Annotated in this window: 21 protein-coding genes; 18 read left to right on the top strand and 3 right to left on the bottom strand. The window is 64.1% G+C overall.

Going from position 1 to position 20,163, the window contains the following annotated elements; genetic code table 11:
- Positions 1-32 precede the first annotated feature (32 nt).
- Positions 33-1,136 carry a tRNA 2-thiouridine(34) synthase MnmA gene (mnmA, locus tag ACODR8_RS09870; protein ID WP_489007073.1) on the bottom strand — a complete coding sequence of 368 codons (1,104 nt, stop codon included), beginning with the start codon at positions 1,134-1,136 and terminating at the stop codon, positions 33-35.
- 127 nt (positions 1,137-1,263) lie between these two features.
- Here mnmA and ACODR8_RS09865 point away from each other — a divergent pair, with 127 nt between their 5' ends.
- From ACODR8_RS09865 to ACODR8_RS09855, 3 genes are all read left to right on the top strand, one after another.
- Positions 1,264-1,560, top strand: coding sequence for a hypothetical protein (locus ACODR8_RS09865; RefSeq protein WP_006952382.1), 297 nt, complete (start codon positions 1,264-1,266; stop codon positions 1,558-1,560).
- A gap of 106 nt (positions 1,561-1,666) precedes the next feature.
- Positions 1,667-1,966 carry a CtrA inhibitor SciP gene (gene sciP, locus ACODR8_RS09860; RefSeq protein ID WP_006952381.1) on the top strand — a complete coding sequence of 100 codons (300 nt, stop codon included), beginning with the start codon at positions 1,667-1,669 and terminating at the stop codon, positions 1,964-1,966.
- A 251-nt stretch (positions 1,967-2,217) separates the two neighbouring features.
- Positions 2,218-2,475, top strand: a complete 258-nt coding sequence (locus ACODR8_RS09855) for a GlsB/YeaQ/YmgE family stress response membrane protein (RefSeq protein WP_217674270.1) — start codon at positions 2,218-2,220, stop codon at positions 2,473-2,475.
- A 99-nt stretch (positions 2,476-2,574) separates the two neighbouring features.
- Here the strand turns inward: ACODR8_RS09855 and ACODR8_RS09850 are convergent, their stop codons facing one another.
- Positions 2,575-2,823, bottom strand: coding sequence for a GlsB/YeaQ/YmgE family stress response membrane protein (locus ACODR8_RS09850; protein ID WP_489007072.1), 249 nt, complete (start codon positions 2,821-2,823; stop codon positions 2,575-2,577).
- A 265-nt stretch (positions 2,824-3,088) separates the two neighbouring features.
- Here ACODR8_RS09850 and ACODR8_RS09845 point away from each other — a divergent pair, with 265 nt between their 5' ends.
- From ACODR8_RS09845 to ribH, 9 genes are all read left to right on the top strand, one after another.
- Positions 3,089-4,258 (top strand): efflux RND transporter periplasmic adaptor subunit, encoded by a 1,170-nt coding sequence (locus ACODR8_RS09845; protein ID WP_489007071.1) that lies wholly within the window; start codon positions 3,089-3,091, stop codon positions 4,256-4,258.
- Between the two features lie 84 nt (positions 4,259-4,342).
- The gene (locus ACODR8_RS09840) at positions 4,343-7,507 is read left to right on the top strand and encodes an efflux RND transporter permease subunit (protein ID WP_489007070.1); all 3,165 of its coding nucleotides are present in this window, start codon (positions 4,343-4,345) and stop codon (positions 7,505-7,507) included.
- 58 nt (positions 7,508-7,565) lie between these two features.
- Positions 7,566-8,831, top strand: a complete 1,266-nt coding sequence (locus ACODR8_RS09835; RefSeq protein WP_489007069.1) for a DUF445 domain-containing protein — start codon at positions 7,566-7,568, stop codon at positions 8,829-8,831.
- A gap of 116 nt (positions 8,832-8,947) precedes the next feature.
- Positions 8,948-9,670: an energy transducer TonB gene (locus tag ACODR8_RS09830; protein ID WP_489007068.1), complete on the top strand. Its 723-nt coding sequence runs from the start codon at positions 8,948-8,950 to the stop codon at positions 9,668-9,670.
- 96 nt (positions 9,671-9,766) lie between these two features.
- A complete protein-coding gene (locus tag ACODR8_RS09825; RefSeq protein ID WP_489007067.1) occupies positions 9,767-10,237 on the top strand; it encodes a hypothetical protein in 471 nt (156 codons plus the stop codon).
- Between the two features lie 35 nt (positions 10,238-10,272).
- On the top strand, positions 10,273-11,226 hold the full coding sequence (ribD, locus tag ACODR8_RS09820) for a bifunctional diaminohydroxyphosphoribosylaminopyrimidine deaminase/5-amino-6-(5-phosphoribosylamino)uracil reductase RibD (protein ID WP_489007066.1): 954 nt from the start codon (positions 10,273-10,275) through the stop codon (positions 11,224-11,226).
- Positions 11,227-11,346: 120 nt separating this feature from the next.
- Complete coding sequence (locus ACODR8_RS09815) at positions 11,347-11,961, top strand: riboflavin synthase (protein WP_489007065.1); 615 nt, start codon at positions 11,347-11,349, stop codon at positions 11,959-11,961.
- Between the two features lie 72 nt (positions 11,962-12,033).
- Positions 12,034-13,314, top strand: coding sequence for a 3,4-dihydroxy-2-butanone-4-phosphate synthase (gene ribB / locus ACODR8_RS09810; protein ID WP_489007064.1), 1,281 nt, complete (start codon positions 12,034-12,036; stop codon positions 13,312-13,314).
- Positions 13,315-13,324: 10 nt separating this feature from the next.
- Positions 13,325-13,747 (top strand): 6,7-dimethyl-8-ribityllumazine synthase, encoded by a 423-nt coding sequence (gene ribH, locus ACODR8_RS09805; protein WP_017184317.1) that lies wholly within the window; start codon positions 13,325-13,327, stop codon positions 13,745-13,747.
- 167 nt (positions 13,748-13,914) lie between these two features.
- Here ribH and ACODR8_RS09800 read toward each other — a convergent pair whose 3' ends face one another.
- Positions 13,915-15,009, bottom strand: coding sequence for an alkene reductase (locus ACODR8_RS09800; protein ID WP_489007063.1), 1,095 nt, complete (start codon positions 15,007-15,009; stop codon positions 13,915-13,917).
- Between the two features lie 70 nt (positions 15,010-15,079).
- Between ACODR8_RS09800 and ACODR8_RS09795 the strand changes: the two genes are divergently transcribed.
- The 6 genes from ACODR8_RS09795 to ssb all read left to right on the top strand — a co-directional run bounded on the left by ACODR8_RS09795 (position 15,080) and on the right by ssb (position 20,126).
- Complete coding sequence (locus tag ACODR8_RS09795) at positions 15,080-15,961, top strand: DMT family transporter (RefSeq protein ID WP_489007062.1); 882 nt, start codon at positions 15,080-15,082, stop codon at positions 15,959-15,961.
- 9 nt (positions 15,962-15,970) lie between these two features.
- Positions 15,971-16,633, top strand: a complete 663-nt coding sequence (locus ACODR8_RS09790; RefSeq protein ID WP_489007061.1) for a COQ9 family protein — start codon at positions 15,971-15,973, stop codon at positions 16,631-16,633.
- Positions 16,634-16,722: 89 nt separating this feature from the next.
- A complete protein-coding gene (locus ACODR8_RS09785; protein WP_489007060.1) occupies positions 16,723-16,977 on the top strand; it encodes a FeoA family protein in 255 nt (84 codons plus the stop codon).
- Positions 16,974-18,836: a ferrous iron transporter B gene (gene feoB, locus ACODR8_RS09780; protein WP_489007059.1), complete on the top strand. Its 1,863-nt coding sequence runs from the start codon at positions 16,974-16,976 to the stop codon at positions 18,834-18,836. The genes ACODR8_RS09785 and feoB overlap by 4 nt, the downstream gene beginning before the upstream one ends.
- A 74-nt stretch (positions 18,837-18,910) precedes the next feature.
- Entirely contained in the window at positions 18,911-19,483 is a 573-nt protein-coding gene (locus ACODR8_RS09775) for a LysE family translocator (RefSeq protein WP_489007058.1), read from the top strand.
- A 73-nt stretch (positions 19,484-19,556) separates the two neighbouring features.
- On the top strand, positions 19,557-20,126 hold the full coding sequence (gene ssb / locus ACODR8_RS09770) for a single-stranded DNA-binding protein (RefSeq protein WP_294137092.1): 570 nt from the start codon (positions 19,557-19,559) through the stop codon (positions 20,124-20,126).
- The last annotated feature ends 37 nt before the right edge of the window (positions 20,127-20,163 follow it).

The raw sequence follows: 20,163 nt of genomic DNA, 5'->3' as shown, positions 1-20,163 counted from the left end.
CGGTCCCCCTCCCCAAGCAAGCTTGGGAAGGATTATGCGTCCATCATCGCGCTCTGCGTGCTGGCGATCCAGCCGCCGCCCAGCACATGGTCGCCGTCATACAGCACCGCCGCCTGCCCCGGCGCGACGCCATATTCGGGGGCGTCGAACAGCAATTGCCCGTCCACCAGCCGCGCGGGCACGGGCTTCGCCATCGACCGCACTTTCGCCGTTAGCGGTCCGGCAAAGTCGCGGCCCAGCCAGTTGATGTCGCTCAACGTCGCGCCTGATACCGCCAGTGCCGCCTTTGGTCCCACGATCACGCGCTTGTCCGCCGCATCCAGCCTTATGACATAGAGCGGGTCGGGCTGGCCGCCAATCTCCAGCCCCTTGCGCTGGCCGACGGTGAAATGGATCATCCCCTTGTGCCGGCCCAGCACCCGGCCATCGACATGGACGATGTCGCCGCCTTCATCCGCGTCGGGGCGGAGTTTGCGGACGATCTTGGCATAATCGCCGTCGGGGACGAAACAGATGTCCTGGCTGTCGGGTTTCAAGGCTACGGCCAGCCCCAGTTCGGCGGCGATTTCGCGCACCATCGGTTTCGGTAAGCCGCCCAACGGAAAGCGCAGATAATCAAGCTGCGCCTGGGTGGTGGCGAACAGGAAATAGCTCTGGTCGCGCGCGGGATCAGCGGCGCGGTGCAGTTCCGCGCCGTTCGCGCCCTCTACCCGGCGGACATAATGGCCGGTGGCGAGGCAGTCGGCCCCCAGATCGCGCGCAATCTGGAACAGGTCGGTGAATTTCACACCCATATTGCATTTGACGCAGGGGATGGGGGTGCGCCCGGCCATATATTCGTCGGCAAAGTCGGCAATCACCGACTCGCGGAAGCGGCTTTCATAATCGAACACATAATGGGCGATGCCGATGCGGTCGGCGACGGCGCGGGCATCACGTATGTCCTGCCCCGCGCAGCAACTGCCGGTGCGGCCCACCGCCGCGCCATGATCATAAAGCTGGAGCGTGACGCCGATCACTTCCGCGCCGGTTTTGGCGGCAAGCGCGGCGACGACGGAGGAATCGACCCCGCCGGACATGGCAACGACAATGCGCCGCGCGTCGAGCGGCTGGGCTAGCTGAAACTCTGGCTGCATGGTCGCGCCTATACGCGCAGTGCGCTTTTCATGCCAGTGGGCGTGATGCGACGGGCCGCAGCGCGGGATGCGACAAAGCGAGCGCCCATTTACCGACCCTTATCCATTGTCGCGTAGAAGCAGCTTCATGGATTTGAGTTTTCTTCGGACAGGCGGGCTTACCCCCGCCAATGCCAGACCCCTTGGCCGCGCACGCGTGCCGGTCTGGCCGTTCCTGCGGGCTGCCTGTGCAGCACAGCAGGCGGCCAGCCCGACTGCGCTGGCGGTTGCGGGCGTCCTGCGGGGGCAGGATGGAACGGAAGACTGGATTCAGGAGCTGGCGGGAATTTTCGCGCCACGTTCCGGCGGCATGATCGAAGCCGTTCGGCTAGCAGGAAGCTTTAATCCGCTGATCGCGAACCGTTTAGCTGTGGGGAAAGGATGATGAAGGTGGCGTTTACCTTGGCGCTTTAGCCGTTCTTCAGGGCTGAACATATATCAAGGTTTCGCTGCTGGATTTGACAACGCCAGCGCCGCTTTTGAGGGTAGTAATGATCGAAAACCAGAAAATACGGCCAGCCCAGGTCGTCGGGCCGCTCGGAGAACCGCTGACGCTGGACAGCCTCCCGCCACCGGACACGACACGTTGGGTCGTGCGGCGCAAGGCCGAAGTCGTGTCGGCCGTGAATGGCGGTTTGCTGACCGTGGATGAGGCGTGCGCGCGCTATAATCTGACGCTGGAAGAATTTGCCGGCTGGCAGCGGGCGGTCGACCGGTCGGGGATGCACGGCCTGCGCGTGACGCGCATCCAATATTATAAGTCCCTTTACGAACGGCAGCAGAAATATTGACCTGTCCGCGCGGGCGTCAGTGACGCAGCATAAAAGGGGCCGCCGGAAAGCATCCGGCGGCCCCTTTTGCTTGGGAATCTTTGTTGAAATGCGCCTTTGAAAAACCAACCATCAAGAAAAACCGCCTGTAACGAGGCGGGACGGGGATGGTTTCCCGCCCGGAATCATTTTTCACCCATGGAACAGGCTGCCCCTTGCACCGTTAATCCCGCAGCACCCAACCCGCTGGGGGCGTGGTCAAGGAGAGTATCATGGGCATCATTATGTGGCTTGTCGTCGGTGGCATTATTGGCTGGCTCGCCAGCATGGTCATGCGGACTGACGCGCAGCAGGGCATCCTGCTCAATATCGTCGTCGGCATCGTCGGTGCGTTTATCGGCGGCATGATTTTCAGCGGCGGTTCGATCAACAATGCAGGCCTGACGCTGTACAGCTTCCTGGTGTCGCTGGTCGGCGCGATCATCCTGCTGGCGATCGTCAACCTGGTCCGTCGCGGATCGGTGCGCTAAACGCACCTTCACGACTGACTGCCCAAAAGGCCGCGCTCCTCACCGGGGCGCGGTCTTTTTTGTTGTGTCCCGCACTGGCCTGCACGCTTACGTCTAACCCTATCTCCGCGTAGCAAACCAGCGGTAGAGAGCCAGCACGGCGACCGATCCCAGGATCGCGGCGATGAAGCCCGCGTTCTGGCCCGAAGAATAGAAGCCCGCGAGGCGGCCGACAAAGCCCGCCAACAGCGCCCCGGCGATGCCCAGCAACATAGTGACGATACAGCCGCCAGGGTCGCGTCCCGGCATGATCAGCTTTGCGATTGCCCCGGCCAACAGGCCGATAAAGATCCAACCTAGCAAATCCATGGCGCGCTCCTCTCCCTCGATGTTTCGCACCCGGCGCATATAGCGCCATAATCGGGGGCTTTTGGCAAATGAATCCCGTTCCACGCCGCAGCCGGTCCCGTTCGCGCCAAACGAACCACCGTGCCATTTCCTCCGCTCTGGCTTATACAGTCGCGCAATATCGCTTTGCCCTCCCCCTTTGACCCATGATATTGGGGGTTGAGGGCGGTGCTATATTCATATAACACAGTTGGTGGATGGCGAAGCGCCGGAGAGACAGAATCGCATGAATTACGAGACCCAGGTCATGGCAGACTCAGCTGTCGTCATCGACGATGAGGAGGCGCGCGCGCGCAAGCGGCGGCTGTGGCTGGTCGCGGCGGTGGTCGTCCTGTTGCTGGTGGGTAGCGCGGTGTGGATTTCGATGCGCGGCGGCGGTGCGGCTGCGCCTGCGGTCACGGCGCAGGTGCCGGTTGTGACCGTCAGTAGTCCGGGCCAGTCCACCGTCGCTCGCACGGTGACCGCGACCGGATCGCTTGGCGCACGTGTTGACATGCCGGTCGGGGTCGTGGGCGAAGGCGGCATGGTCGCCCAAGTCCTGGTGCAGCCGGGCGACTGGGTGCGCGCCGGGCAGGTGCTGGCGGTGATCGAACGGTCGGTGCAGGCGCAGCAGGTCAATTCGCTGGCCGCGCAGGTCGATGTCGCCCGTGCCGATGCCAAGCTGGCGCAAGCGCAGCTCGATCGCGCCAAGGCGCTGGTCGGGCGCGGTTTCATCAGCGCGGCGGACATTGATCAGCGCACCGCGACCCGTGACGCGGCCAATGCGCGCGTCAATGTCGCCGTCGCCCAGCTGGCCGAACAGCGCGCCCGCACCGGGCGGCTGGACATTCGTGCGCCGGCCAATGGCCTGGTGCTGACCCGCGCGGTCGAGCCGGGGCAGATTGTGGGGTCTGGCAGCGGCGTGCTGTTCCGCATGGCCAAGGATGGCGAGATGGAATTGCTGGCGCAGGTGGCCGAGGGTGACTTGCAATCGCTGCGCGCCGGTAACAGCGCCATCGTCACTCCGGTGGGTGGCAAGGACCAGTTTGCCGGACGGGTGTGGCAGGTATCGCCTGTGGTCGATCCGCAGACGCGGCAGGGCATTGCCCGCATCGCGCTGCCTTATCAGGCGGCGATCCGGCCGGGCGGCTTTGCCGCCGTCACCATCACCAGCGGATCGGGCAGCGCACCCTTGCTGCCGGAATCAGCGGTGCAGAGCGATCCCAAGGGCAATTATGTCTATGTCGTCAACGGCAAGAATGAGGTCGAACGGCGCGCCGTGACCGTGGGTCAGGTGTCGGAGGCGGGTGTCGCGGTGACAAGCGGCATTACCGGCAATGAAAAGATCGTGACGTCGGCCGGCGCCTTCCTGGCCCCTGGGCAGAAGGTGAAGCCGGAGCCGATCAAGGGCCGGTAAAAAAAGGCGCGACTGCCCTCATTTCGGGGTGGTGGTGATACGGATGAGAGGACGGATTGCGTCCGGCGAAGGAAGCGGTAGCCCATGAATTTTCGCAATATGTCGGCCTGGGCCATCCGCAATCCGGTGACGCCGCTGGTGATGTTTGCCGCGCTGCTGCTGGCGGGGCTGGTCAGTTTCAGCCGCATGGACATCAACAATAATCCCGACATCAGCTTTCCGATGGTCAGCGTGGTCGTCAGTCAGCCGGGTGCAGCCCCGACCGAACTGGAAACCCAGGTCACGCAGCGGGTCGAAGCGGCGGTGCGCGGCATCAGCGGTGTCGATGAAATCACCTCTTTCGCGTCCGAAGGCCGGTCGCTGAGCAATGTCCAGTTTGCCATCGGCACGCCGATCGACCGGGCCGTCAGCGATGTCAAAAACGCCATCGACCAGATTCGCAGCGACCTGCCCGATGGTATTTTGGAGCCGCAAGTCACCCGCGTCGACATTGATGGCGGGCCGATCGCCTATTTCAGCGCCGAAGCGACCGACATGACGCTGGAGGAATTGTCCTGGTATGTCGACAATACCGTAGCCAAACGGTTGCGGTCGGTCAGCGGCATGGCGGCAGCCAATCGCGGCGGCGGCGTAAGCCGCGAAATTCGCGTCATTCTGGACCCGGCCAAATTGCAGGCCTTCGGCATCACCGCCGCGCAGGTCAACCAGCAGTTGCAGCAGGTTAATCTGAATGCGGCCGGTGGGCGTACCGAAATCGCCGGGGCCGAACAGTCGATCCGCGTGCTGGGTAACGCCCGCAATGCGCGCGATCTGGGTGCGGCGCAGATCGCCATTACCGGTGGTCGCACGGTCAAGCTGGCCGATATTGCCGATGTGCGCGACATGTATGCTGAACAGCGCAACATGTCGCTGATGAACGGGCGCCAGGTTACCAGTTTCACCCTGGAAAAGGCCAAGGGCGCGTCCGACGTTTCCGTCTATGACGATGCCATGGTCGAGCTGGACAAGCTGCGCAAGGAAAACCCCAAGGTCACCTTCAAGCAGCTCTACACCAGCGTCGATTACACCAAGGACCAATATCATTCGGCGATGGCCGCGATGATCGAGGGCGCGGTGCTGGCAGTCGTGATCGTATTCCTGTTCCTGCGCGACTGGCGCGCCACGATGATTTCGGCGCTGGCGATCCCGCTGTCGGCGATCCCGTCCTTCTGGTTCATGGACATGATGGGCTTTACGCTGAACAGCATTTCGCTTCTGGCCCTCAGTCTGGTCGCCGGCGTGCTGGTCGATGACGCGATCGTGGAGATCGAGAATATCGTCCGCCACATGCGCATGGGCAAAAGCGCCTATCAGGCATCGATCGACGCGGCCGATGAAATAGGTCTGGCCGTGCTGGCAACCACCATGGCGATCGTCGCGGTATTCCTGCCGGTGGCGTTGATGCCGGGGCTTTCGGGACAGTTCTTCATCCAGTTCGGCATGACGGTGGTCGTGTCCGTCCTCATGAGCCTGGCGGTCGCGCGGTTGATCACGCCGATGATCGCGGCCTATTTCCTCAAGGCCCATGGTGCCGAAAGCCATGGCGAAGGCTGGCTGATGGACCGCTATATGAGCGTACTGCGCTGGTCGCTCGACGAACGAAAGGCAATGGCTCATCGCGGGCGGGGCGGATGGCGGCGCTTTACCGCGATTTTCCTGGATCACCGGATGTGGACTGTCGGCTTTGGTTTTCTGGCCTTTGTCGCGACGATCATTGCCTTTGCGACTTTGCCCATGACCTTCCAGCCGGTCACCAATACCGATTTCAGCCAGGTGAAGATCGAGACTGTGCCGGGCAGCACATTGGCGCAGACGACCGCGATTACCCGCCGGGTCGCCGACATGCTGGCGGCCGACACTGACGTGGTCGATGCGGCTTTTGCCGACATCGAAACCACCAATGCCGACATCTTCCTGACACTCAAAAAAGACCGGCCGATGTCGTCGGTGGACTGGGAGCGCAAGATCGCGCCGAAATTCCAGACGATCGCCGACGCGCGAGTGAATTTCCAGTCGCAGTCGGGTGGCGGTTTTGGTCGCGACATCATCATGATGTTCGGGTCCGACGACCCTGAAAAGTTGGACGCAGTTGCCAACGAGCTGGTCGCAGAAATGGCCAAAATCCGCGAATTGCGCGCGCCGCGGGTACAGGGCGACATGCAGCGGCCCGAAATCATCATCAAGCCGCGACTGGACCTTGCCGCCAGCATGGGGGTGACCACTGCTGCGCTGAGCCAGACCATCCGCATCGCCACGATCGGCGAAATCGACCAGAATAGCGCGAAATTCTCGCTGTCCGATCGCCAGATTCCGATCCGTGTCTCGATCGCCGAGGAAAGCCGCAAGGATATCGGCACGATCGAGAATATGCCTGTGCCCACGGTCAATGGCGGATCGGTGCCATTGAAGGTGGTCGCCGACATCAGCTTTGGCGCGGGGCCGACGCAGATCCGCCGTTATAACCAGATCCGCCGTATCGTCGTGGGGGCTGATCTGGCACCGGGCATCGTCACCAGCCAGGCAATGGCGAAGATCAACGCCATTCCGGTGATGAAGCAGATCAACGAAGGCAAGTTGCAGGGTGTGCAGAAGATCACAGCCGGGGATGCGAAATGGCAAAATGAGATGATCGAGAATTTCATCATCGCCGTCATTTCCGGCATCATGCTGGTGCTGGCGGTGCTGGTGCTGCTCTACAAGCGGATCATGCCGCCCTTCGTCAATCTGGGGTCGCTGTTGCTCGCGCCGCTGGGCGGCGCGCTTGCGCTGCATATCGCGGGGCAGCCACTGTCGATGCCGGTGTTCATCGGCCTGCTGATGCTGCTTGGCATCGTTGCCAAAAACTCCATCCTCGTCATCGACTTCGCGCTGGAGGAGATGGAGAAGGGTGTACCCAAGTTCGAGGCGATCATGGATGCGGGACACAAGCGCGCCCAGCCGATCGTCATGACCACCGTGGCAATGGTGGCGGGCATGGTGCCGACCGCCCTGTCGCTGTCGGGCGATGGCGCCTGGCGTGCGCCGATGGGCATCACCGTGATCGGCGGGCTGCTGCTGTCCACCGTGCTGACGCTGGTGATAGTGCCGGCAACTTTCAGTCTGGCGATCGCGATCGAAAGCTGGGTCGGGCCGCGTCTGGGCCGGGGACTGCTGACCTACAAGCCGGGCGATGACAAGGATGCACCGGGGCATGTCCAACCGGCGGAGTGATCGGGTAGCAAAACAACGCTTTGCCTGAACGAAACGGCGGCGTAACCGTTGGGGAGCCATGAAGTTGCTCCGCGTCCCCCGCCCGATCGGCGAAAGCCTGCCCAATCCCGCGCGACGGATGCGGCTGCTGGCGACGGGGATGTTGCTGGCGATGGCGGCTCTGTTCATCGCCGCGCGCAGCACCGCGCATCTGCACCCGGCCATCGGCTTCGTGCAGGCCTTTGCCGAGGCGGCGATGGTCGGTGGCCTGGCCGACTGGTTCGCTGTCACGGCCCTGTTCCGTCACCCGCTGGGCCTGCCCATTCCGCACACTGCGATCATCCCGCGTAACAAGGACCGGATCGGCGAGACGCTGGCGATCTTCCTGCGCGACAATTTCCTGACGCCTGCGGTCGTCGCGCGGCGGATGCGCGGCATGGATGTCGCGGCCGCGGCCGGACGCTTTCTGGCCAGTCCATCGGCGGGCGACGGGCGTCTGCGCGAAGGTGCGTCGCGCCTGATCGCCGACATGCTGGAGGCGTTGGACCAGGAACGGCTTGGTGGCATGGTCAAGGGCGCGATCGGCCAGCGGCTGCGGGGCATCAATATCGGCCCGCTGGTGGGGCAGGCGATTGAGGCGGCGATGCGCGACGGCCGCCATGCGCCGGTAATGGACGGCATCATCCACTGGGCCGACAGGACGCTGGAGGCGAATGATCATCTGATCCGCCAGATGGTGCATGACAAGGCGGGCAAGGTGCTGCGCTGGACGGGGCTGGACGAAAATCTGGCCAATGCGATCATCGACGGGCTGCGCAAGATGCTGGCGGAAATGGCCGCTGATCCGGGTCACAGCCTGCGGCTGAAGGCCGAGGAGGGGATGGCCAAGCTCGCCTTCGATCTCCAGTTCGACATTGAGATGCAGGCGAAGGCGGCGCAAATCCGCGACGAAATTCTCGACAATCCGGCGATGCAGCGCTGGATCGACGGCCTTTGGGAACAGGCGCGCAGCGGATTACTGCGCGCGGTGCGCGATCCGGGCAAGGCGATGGCCGGGCGACTGGGGGAGGCACTGCGCCAGCTTGGCGGCACGTTGCAGGAGGATGCGCGGCTGCGGCATGTCATCAACCGCTTCGTGCGCCGCGCGGCGGTGGGGGCGACCGCTACCTATGGCGACGCGATCGTCCGGCTGGTCAGCGATACGGTGCGCGGCTGGGACGCGGGCACGATCACCAATCGGCTGGAGGGTGCGGTTGGCCGCGACCTGCAATATATCCGCATTAACGGCACGCTGGTCGGCGGACTGGTGGGGCTGATCATCCACGCCATCGACACGCTGTTCTAAGGAGTGAAGCAGAGCATCTACGCGATCCTAAAAATGATGTTGCAACATATCATAGAAATATGATGTAACATGTCATGCACCGTCCAAAAGTGGACGGGCAGGAGAGGAGTCGGGCAATGCGGATGAGCATGATGCAGGCAGCCATCGGGCATGGGAGAATAGCAGGTGCAGGCGAGAGGCCAGTGCTATCGGGCTATCGCAGCGGCACCGGATCGCCGGTTGGCATTGGCGGGGCGATCGCCGTCCATGCGCTGGTGATCGGGGCGTGGCTGCTGATCCCCAAGGAGGTGATCGACACGGTTTTCACACCACCGCCGTTGACGACGACGAACATTCCGATCAGTGATCCGCCGCCGCCCGAACCTGTCGAACAGACCGTCGAGAAACCGATCAAGACGCGGCCGATCGAGCAGCGACCCACCGCTACGGACCCGATCGTGCCCGGCGCGCAGGGCGATCCCGTAATCACCGGCGGCACCGGGATGGGGGACGCGATTGATCCTGGTCCCACCATCATCCAGCCGCCTGCCGATCCACCCCGTGTGCCTGTGCTGGTCGATGCCGGTATCGATCCGCGCGCGCTGTCGCAGTTTCAGCCCGACTATCCCGGCGCGATGATCCGTCAGGGACTGGAAGGCGCGGTGACGGTGCGGGTCACGATCAATGCGGAAGGGCGGGTGACCGACATATCGCGGGTGTCTGCGACCGACGAGAGCTTCTGGCTCGCGACCCAGCGTCACGCCCTGCGCAAATGGCGCTTCCGCCCCGCCACGCGGGACGGCGTGCCAGTGGCGACCACGAAAACGCTGACGGTGCGCTTCACATTGACGAACCGGTGACGAGTGACGTCCATCTTCCCCCAAAAGGGGAGGATGGACGTTACACCACCCCTTTTGCATCCCACCCCTTTTGCATCCGGGCGCGGCCTGCACTATATGGGCGACATGGCGATTTTTCCCCGTCCCGTTTCCCCCAAGAGCGCGCTTGGCGATCTGTGGGGCTATTTCCGCCAGCCGCGCCAGCATAAATGGCCGCTGCTGGGGGTTTCGATGGCGTTCACCTGGGTGATCGTGTGGACATTCATCACCGACGCCAACACCAACACCATGCCGACGCGCAACAAGATCATCTATTTCCAAAGTTGGGACGCGAATCGCAGCGATGCCGCGATCATCCTGCAACAGAAGATGGATCTGGCCCGGCGCGACGCCATCCTGCAAAAAAATCAGGTGGAGATGCAGAAGATCGCCGATGCGTTCGGCATCGACTGGCGCAAGGATGAGGCGCGCAATACCGCCCGGCGCAAGGAAGCGGTCAAGCAGATCAACGCGATGCTCGACCAGCGGTTAGTGAAGGCGGAGGCTGAGAGCAAGCCGGGCGCGCAACCGGAAGTCGCCAAGCCCTGAGCCAGACGTCGACGTCCGCCGCCAACCGGCGTTTCATGGCCGCTGCCATCGCGCTGTCGGGGCGCGGGCGCGGGCTTTCTACTCCCAATCCCAATGTCGGCTGCTTGATCGTGCGCGATGGCCATGTGGTGGGACGTGGCTGGACGCAAAAGGGTGGTCGCCCCCATGCCGAAGCGCAGGCGCTGGGGCAGGCGATGGAGCAGGCCCATGGGGCGACGGCCTATGTGACGCTGGAGCCCTGTTTTCATCTGTCGCCGCGCGGGCCGCGTTGCGCTGATTTGCTGGCGCGTGCCGGGGTGGCGCGGGTGGTGATCGCGCTGCGCGACCCTGATCCGCGCACCGATGGGCAGGGCGCGGCCTGGCTGCGCGAGCGCGGCATCACGGTCGAGATGGGACTGCTGGCGGAGGAAGCTGCGCGCGCCATGGCGGGCTTTGTGCTGCGCCAGACGCGCGGGCGGCCGCATGTGACGCTGAAGCTCGGCCTCTCGCTAGATGGACGGATTGCGCTGGCGGATGGCTCCAGTCGCTGGATCACCGGCCCGGATGCGCGTGCCCATGCCCATGTCGAGCGGGCGCGGCACGACGCGATAGTGGTGGGCGGCGGCACGCTGCGCGCCGATGCGCCGGGGCTGGACGTGCGGCTGGCTGGGCTGGAGGACCGCTCGCCCCGCCGGATATTGCTCAGCCGGGGCGATGCGCCCGATGGATGGGAACGGATCGGCGCGCCCGACGAGATTGCCGCGCTCGACCGGGTCGATCATCTGCTGGTGGAAGGGGGCGCGGAAACGGCAGCAGCCTTTCTGCGCGCTGGGCTGGTCGACCGGCTGCTGCTCTATCGCGCGCCCATCATTATCGGCGCGGGTCTGGCGGGAATTGGCGACATTGGCCTGATGGACCTGGCCAATGCGCATGGTCGCTGGCGGCTGACCGACGAACGGCGGCTGGGGGTTGATCGGCTGGAGGTTTACGAGGCGGTGTCCAGCGCTTAGATGACCGCGTGAGTTTTACCCCGTTCGGGCTGAGCTTGTCGAAGCCTTGTCCTTCTTCTCAAGAAGTGCGGCCCTTCGACAAGCTCAGGGCGAACGGATGTTTGAGGGCGGTCCAGAAATATGTTCACCGGCATCATCACCGACATCGGCACCATCCGCCAGGCGGAACAACGCGGCGACCTGAGGCTGGTCATCGGCAGCGGCTATGACATGGCGTCGGTTGCGATCGGCGCGTCGATCGCCTGTTCGGGGGCCTGCCTGACCGTGGTGGAAAAGGGCGCGAACTGGTTCGCGGTCGATCTGTCGGCCGAAACCGTCGCGCGCACCGCGCCGGGCCTATGGACGCAGGGCGGCCGGCTCAATCTGGAACGCGCGCTCAAGGTCGGCGATGAGCTGGGCGGGCATATCGTTACCGGCCATGTCGATGGCGTGGGCCATCTGGTGTCGGCCACGCCGCAGGGCGATTCGACCCGGCTGGTCATTGCCGCGCCTGCCGCGCTGGCCGCTGCGCTGGCGGCCAAGGGGTCGATCACGCTGGACGGTATTTCGCTGACCGTGAACAGCGTCGAGGATCAGCCCGATGGCAGCGTGCATTTCGGCCTGAACATCATCCCGCACACGGCGGCTGAAACGACGCTCGACGCGCTGCCGCAGGGGCGGGCTTTTAATCTGGAGATTGATGTCCTCGCGCGCTATCTTGACCGGATGATGAGTGTTCGCAACCGCACAATGTGATTGCCTCTTGATATAATCACACTGCAATGTGATATACGGCCCATCCCGGCGATCGGGAAGGAGTCGTTTGCCATGTCCTCAGCCCTAATCGATACCGTCCGCAGCCTCGTCACCGATGGTGGCATGTCGCGATCCGGCCTTGCCCGTGCGGCGGGTCTGCACGCCAATTCGCTGCGCAAGCTGGGCGAGGGCGACTGGAACCCGACCGCCGATACATTGGGCAAGCTGGAAGCCTATCTTTTGAAGCGTGAAGGCGGCACCGCGCTCGCCTCCCCCGAAGAAATCATCAACGAAGCCCGCAACGGCCGCATGTTCATCCTGGTCGATGACGAGGATCGCGAGAATGAGGGCGATCTGGTGATCCCGGCGCAGATGGCGACCCCCGATGCGATCAATTTCATGGCCACCCATGGCCGCGGCCTGATCTGCCTGGCGCTGAGCAAGGCGCGGGTCGATGAACTGGGCCTGGGCCTGATGAGCCGCAATAATGGCACGCGGCATGAAACCGCCTTCACCGTGTCGATCGAGGCGCGCGAGGGGGTGACCACCGGGATCAGCGCGGCGGACCGCGCCCGCACCATCTCCGTAGCGATCGACGGGTCGAAGGGCAAGGACGATATCGTCACACCGGGCCATGTCTTTCCGCTGGTAGCCAAGGATGGCGGGGTGCTGGTGCGCACCGGCCATACCGAAGCGGCGGTGGACGTCGCGCGGCTCGCCGGTCTCAACCCGTCGGGCGTCATCTGCGAAGTGATGAAGGATGACGGCACGATGGCACGCCTCGACGACCTCATCCCCTTTGCGCAAAAGCACAAGATGAAGATCGGTACGATCCGCGACCTGATCGCCTATCGCCGCCGCCACGACCATATTGTCGAGCGCCGCGCCGAAACCGTGTTTCAGAGCCAGTGGGGCGGCGACTGGAAGGCGATAAGCTTCTACAACAAGGCGACCCAGACCGAGCAGCTGGTGTTGCAGAAGGGCCATGTCGACCCCGACAAGCCCACATTGGTGCGGATGCACCAGTTCGCGCCGCTGAGCGACACGTTCGGCAAGCAGGGGCCGCGCTCCGGCCTGCTGCAACGATCCATGGAGATTATCAGCGCGGAAGGTGCGGGCATCATCGTCCTGCTGCGCGGCGACGAACCCGACGTCCTTACCCGGATGCTTCAGCAAAATGCCGGTATCGCCGTCGGCGATATGGACGAACTGCGCAACTATGGCGCGGGCGCACAGATATTGGCGGAACTGGGCGTGCATGACATGGTCCTGCTGACCAACAGCCATCATAGCCTGATCGCGCTTGACGGCTATGACCTGGCCGTGGTTGGGCAGCGTCCGATCGAGCAGTAAAGGATTTATCATGGCCAAATTCCTGATCGTCGAAGCGCGCTTCTACGACCATCTCAACGACCTGCTGATCGAGGGCGCAAAAGCCGCGCTGGATGACGCCGGGCATAAATATGAGGTGGTGACGGTGCCGGGCGCACTGGAAATCCCCGGCGCGATCGCGCTGGCGGCGGAAAGCGGCCGCTATGACGGCTTCATCGCCATCGGCGTGGTGATCCGCGGCGAAACCTATCATTTCGAAGTCGTGTCGAACGAAAGCGCGCGCGGCCTGATGGCGCTCAGCATGGATGCGATCGCGATCGGCAACGGCATTTTGACGGTCGAAAATGAAGCGCAAGCGCTGACCCGCGCGAAGCGGACCGAAAAGGACAAGGGCGGCGAAGCGGCCAAGGCTGCCATCGCGATGCTGGCCCTGCGCGAACGGTTCGGGGCGTAAGGGACAAAAAAATCCTCCCCTGCAAGGGGAGGATTGTAAGTAGAGCGCCGGAAAACTCGTAAAACACCCGTCATTCCCGCGCAGGCGGGAACCCATGTTTCGTTACGCAGCTGGATTGGCGGCGGCACGTTGGGTCCCCGCTTTCGCGGGGGTGACGGGTAATGTGGTTACGCCGTGGCGCCTTGTTCGGCCAGTGCCGGATAGTCGGTATAACCCAGCTCACCCGGACTATACCAGGTCTCCATGCCCTTGATCGGGTTCAACGGCGCGCCGCTGCCCAGCCGTTCCACCAGGTCGGGATTGGCGATGAAGGGGCGGCCAAAGCTGATCGCGTCGGCAAGGCCGCTGTCCAGATCTGCCTGCGCCCGGTCCTTGTCATAATCGCTGTTCAGGATCAGCGGTCCCTTGAAATGCTGGCGGATCAGCGGCGACTGGCGCGGCACGTCGGTTGCGCCGAACGAGCCGTCCGGTCCCGGTTCGCGCAGTTCGAGCGAGGCGATACCGATCGCGTTCAGCACTTGCGCGACATGGGCGAAAAGCGGCCCAGGATTGCTGTCGTCCACGCCCTGCGAATCGCCATTGGGTGACAGGCGCACCGACACCTTGTCTGCGCCGATCGCATCGGCCACCGCCTGCGTCACCTCTGCCAGCAACCGCACGCGGTTTTCGATGCTCCCACCATATTGGTCGGTGCGGAAATTGGCGTTGTCGCGCAGGAACTGGTCGATCAGATAGCCATTGGCGGCGTGAATCTGCACCCCGTCAAATCCGGCGCGGATCGCATTGCGCGCGGCCACGACATAGGTGTCGATCAGGCCGGGAATTTCCTCAAGCGTCAGTGGACGGGCGGTCTCGAACGGCGCTTTGCCCTCATAGGTGTGGGCGTCGCCCGCCGTCGCTGTCGCGCTGGACGACACCGGTTGCTCGCCGGTCACGCTTGAATGGACCTGCCGCCCCATATGCCACAGCTGGACGATGATCCGTCCACCCGCATCATGCACGGCCTGCGTCACTGGCTGCCAGGCGGCGACCTGTTCGTCCGACCAGATGCCAGGCGCATAAGGCCAGCCCAGCCCCTGGCGCGAAATGCCGGTCGCTTCGGTGATGATCAGGCCCGCGCCTGCGCGCTGGCGATAATAGTCGATCATGATCGGGGTAGGCACATGGTCACGCGTTGCGCGGCCACGGGTCAGCGGCGCCATGATGGCGCGGTTGGGGGCGGTGATGGCGCCGATCTGGACAGGTTTGAACAGGCTGGACATGAAATCTCCCCTTTTTCAAAGTTGCAAATTGCAACGGGACTTGATGCTGAAAGCCAGCTAGGGAGCCGCCATGGCCAGTTCAACCCCTACCATGCGCGCGGCTATGCCGAAATTCGCATTTCCCGCACTCATATTGGCAAATCTCATACTGCCGCTCGGTCCGGTGCTGGTTCGGCTGGCCGATGTCGGGCCGGTGGCGGCGGCCTTCTGGCGGCTGACGCTGGCCCTGCCTTTCCTCATCCTGCTGGCGCTGCCGGGGCTGCGCCGCACCGCGCCGACGATGCGCGAATGGGGCGCACTGGTCTGGTCCGGGCTGTTCTTCGCGGCGGATCTGGTCGCCTGGCATATCGGCATTCTTTATACCAAAGTCACCAACGCCACCATATTCGGCAATATGAGCGGGCTGATGCTGCCGATCTGGGGGCTGGTCGTGCTGCGCCAGCGGCCAAAGCGGATGCAGGGAATCGCGCTCACTCTGGCGGCTGCTGGCGCGGCGGTGATGATGGCGGGCAGCTATGAACTCTCGCCCCGCTACCTCCATGGCGACCTGCTCTGCCTGCTCGCAGGCGCGCTCTATACCGGCTATCTCTTGATCGTGCAGGGGGTGCGCGGGCGGCTGGACAGCTGGTCGGTGCTGGCGATCTCCAGCGTCGTCAGCGCGCCGCCGCTCTTGCTGTGCGCGCTGTGGCTGGGCGAGCGGATCATGCCGGGCGACTGGACCCCGCTGGTGGTGCTGGCGCTGACCAGCCAGCTGATCGGGCAGGGGCTGCTCACCTATGCGATCGGCTGGTTCACTCCGCTGGTGCTGGGGCTGAGCCTGCTGCTGCAACCGGCGGTATCGGCGGTTCTGGGCTGGATGCTGTTTGGCGAATGGCTGAGCGTTACTGATATGGTGGGGACGATGGCGGTTGCCGCTGCGCTGGTGCTTGTGCGGTTGCCCTCCCGTGCCTAGATTAGCGTAATGAGCGACATTGCCGACATGACCCTCGACGAAATCCGCGTCCTGCTGGCACCCGTGCTGGCGCGCCATGCCGCCTTTGATGGCTGGCGCAAGGAGGCGGTCGCGATGGCGGCGGCGGAAAAGGGCGTTGATCCAGACATTGCCGCGCTCGCCTTTGCCGATGGGCCGGTCGACATGATCGACGCCTGGTTCGCCAGCATCGATGCGCGGATGCTGGACGCTCTGCGACCCGAAACGCTCGATACGCTGTCGATCCGGCGCAGGATCATCGCGCTGGTGGAGGCGCGTCTCGACCTGCTTGCGCCCGACCGCGAAGCGCTGCGCCGCGCCATCGCCATCCTCGCCATGCCGACCAATGCAGCGCGCGCGACCCGGCTGGGCTGGCGCGCGGCCGACGTCATGTGGCGCGCGGCGGGCGACAATGCCACGGACCTTGCCCATTATACCAAGCGGATGACGCTGGCGGGGGTCTATGCCGCCACGCTGCTGGTGTTCGTGGACGACGAAAGCGAAGGTCATGCCGACAGCCGCGCCTTCCTCGCCCGGCGGATCGAAGGCGTCATGCGCTTCGAAAAGCTCAAGGCACAGGTCAAGGGCGTGGGTGGCGGCGAACGGCTTAGCCTGGCGCGTTTCATCGGGCGGCTGCGTTACCCGGCGATATGATCTGCCGCGCCGAACGCTATTTCCTTCTGGTCTTTCCTAATCGGTATTGATAGTCACTCGCAGCAATTGTCCTGTGAGTATGTGTCCCCGTGCGCCTTACCGAATTGCCCCTGCGCCAGCCTGCCTTTGTTGACCTGATCGACTGGTCCGCGCTTTCCCCGTCGGAAGGCCAGCGCCTGCGCGAATTCGGCCTGTGCGAAGGGGCGAGTGTTGAGGCGCTGCACCATGGCGGCCTGTGGGGCGAGGGACCGATCGCCTGCAAGGTGGGCCGCATGACCATTGCCATGCGCCGCAATCACGCCGCCGCCGTGACCGTCCGCACCGGACCGGACGCCGCGCCATGAGCGCGCTGCCACTGGTCGCGCTGGTCGGCAATCCGAATGCTGGCAAGAGCGCGCTGTTCAACGCGCTGACCGGCGCGCGGCAGAAGCTGGGCAATTATCCTGGCGTCACGGTGGAGCGCAAGGCGGGGCGGCTGGCGCTGGCCGATGGTCGCCCGGTCGAACTGGTCGATCTGCCCGGCACCTACAGCCTCAACGCCGCCAGCCCCGATGAACAGGTGACGCGCGACGTCGTGATGGGCAGGCAGGCGGGCGAAAGGCGGCCCGATGCGCTGGTGATCGTGGTCGATGCGTCCAACCTCGACAATCATCTGCGATTCGCGCTGGAACTGATCGCGCTCGGCCTGCCGACGATCGTGGCGCTCAATATGGTGGACCTTGCCACCCGCGACGGGTTGGAACTGGACGCCGCCGTGCTGGCGCGCGAACTGGGCGTGCCGGTGATCGCGACCGTCGCTGTGCGCAAGCGCGGGCTTGACCATCTGCGCGAAGAATTGGGCGGCCTGCTGGGCAGCACCGCGCCGGAGGCCAAAGCCCTGCCGCCGGAACGCGATTTCGATACGGTGCGCGGCGAAGCCCGCCGCATCGCCCGCGCCGCCATCGTGCGCGAAACCCCCTCGCGCCGCCTGACTGCCGCCGTCGATCGCGTGGCGCTGCATCCGGTGTTCGGGCTGCTGCTGTTGCTCGGCCTGCTGTTCGTCATGTTCCAGGCGGTCTATGCCTGGTCCGAAGCGCCGATCGCCATGATCGAGGGGCTGGCCGAGGCCGCCGCCACCGCCGCGCGCGACGCGCTGCCCGACGGAATGCTGCGATCCTTCCTGGTCGATGGCGTCATCAATGGCGTGGGGTCAGTGGTGGTGTTCCTGCCCCAGATCCTCATCCTCTTCTTCTTCATCCTGATGCTGGAGGCGACCGGCTATATGGTCCGCGCCGCCTTCCTGATGGACGGCATCATGGCCAAGGTCGGCCTGTCGGGCCGTGCCTTCATTCCGTTGCTCTCCTCCTTCGCCTGCGCCATTCCCGGCATCATGGCGACGCGGACCATCGCGGACCCCAAGGATCGGCTGACCACCATCCTCATCGCGCCGCTGATGACCTGCTCGGCGCGGCTGCCGGTCTATGCCGTCATCATCGGCGCTTTCATTCCGGCGCGCGATGTGCTGCCGGGTGTCGGCCTGCAGGGTTTCGTTCTCTTCTGCCTCTATGTCGCGGGTATCATCGGCGCGATGCTGGTGGCGCTGATCCTGCGCATGACCGTGACCAAGGGGGCTAGCGGCGGTTTCCTGATGGAAATGCCGAAATATCAGTGGCCCCGGCCGCAGGACATATTGCTTGGCCTGTGGCAGCGCGCGATCATTTTCCTCAAGCGCGCCGGCACCATCATCTTCACCTCCACCGTGATCCTGTGGGTGCTGCTGTCCTATCCCAAGCCACCGGAAGACAGTGCCGTTAGCCAGGTCGATTATTCGATCGCGGGGCGGATAGCGGGCGGTCTTAACGTCATATTGGAGCCGATCGGCTTCAACCGCGACATCTCGCTGGCGTTGATCCCGGCGATGGCGGCGCGCGAAGTCGCGGTGTCGGCGCTCGCCACCGTCTATTCGATCGACGCTGGCGATGACGAGGCGCTGCTGGAACGCAGCCTTGGCGACCGGCTGAAAGACCAGTGGCCGCTGCCGACCGCGCTGGCGTTTCTGGCCTGGTTCATCTTCGCGCCCCAGTGCATTTCGACCATCGCGGTGACCCGGCGCGAAACCAATGGCTGGAAATGGCCCTTGTTTATGCTCGGCTATCTGTTCGTGCTGGCTTATGTCGCGGCGGGCCTGACCTTCTGGACCGCGACGGCATTGGGCCTCAGCTGAATTTGTGCCGGATCAAGGCGGGCGCTGCCACGACGGACTAAGCCGACCGGATAGTCCTTCCTTGGAAACCGGATATGGCCACAGCGCCCTTTCTCATTGCGATCTGGGTCTTATTGTTGACGCCCGGCCCGACCAATACGCTGATGGCATTGGCAGGCGCACAAGGCGGCTGGCGGTCCACGCTGCGGCTGGTTCCGGCGGAACTCGCGGCCTATCTGCTGGTGGTGCTGCCGGTCGCGTTGATCGGTGCCGATGCCATGGCGCAGTGGCCCGACCTGGCGCGCGTCCTGAAATTCGGCGCGGCCTTGTGGATATTCTATCTCGCCATCATTCTGTGGCGGGTGCCGTCCGGCCATGTCGCGGCGCAGCCGGTCGGCATCGCTCGATTGTTCATCACGACCCTGCTCAATCCCAAGGGGCTTGTGGTCGGGCTGGTCCTGTTGCCATCGCCGCGTGACCCGCTGTTCGGCCCGCATCTGCTGCTGTTCGGCGCTTCGGTGGTCCTGGCCGCCAGCATGTGGGCAGGGTTGGGCGCGCGGGCGGGGCGGGGCGAAAGTGGCGGTGATGCGCGATGGCTGCGCCGTATCGCTGGGTCATGGCTGGCGCTGTTGTCGGGTGGTCTGGTGCTGGGAGCCATGACGCATTGAGCCGTCCCCCATGTCGCCGCTGGATTTGCCGCCGCGCGTCGCTATAAAGGCCCGCTAATCTCTCGGAGGAATCATGGCAGGCTCGGTCAACAAGGTCATTCTGGTCGGCAATCTGGGCGCCGACCCGGAGGTCAAGAGCTTCCAGAACGGCGGCAAAATATGCAATTTGCGCATCGCCACGTCCGAAAGCTGGAAGGATCGCAATACAGGCGAGAAGAAGGAACGCACCGAATGGCACACTGTTGTCATCGGCGGCGAAGGGCTGGTCGGCGTCGCCGAGCGTTTCCTGCGCAAAGGCTCCAAAATCTATATCGAAGGCCAGCTGCGCACTCGCAAATGGCAGGACCAGAGCGGCAATGACCGCTATTCGACCGAAGTCATGGTGCAGGGTCCAGGCGCGGTCCTGACCATGCTGGACGGCGCGCCCGGCGGCGGCGGTCAGGGCGGCGGCGGTGGCCGCTCGCAGCAGGGCGTCAGCGACTGGGGCGCATCGTCAGGCGGCTATGATGATTTTGGCGGCGGCAACAGCGGCGGCGGCTTTGGTGGCGGGCGTTCGTCGGGCGGCGGCGCATCAAGCGGCGGCCGCGGCAGCGCAGGCAGCCCCAATTTCGACAATGATCTGGACGATGAAGTGCCGTTCTGATCGGCACGATGCATTTTACAAAAAGGGGCGGTGGAAA

Source organism: Sphingobium sp. FG58, assembly GCF_057809055.1.
This window is presented reverse-complemented; position numbering and strand designations above follow the sequence as displayed.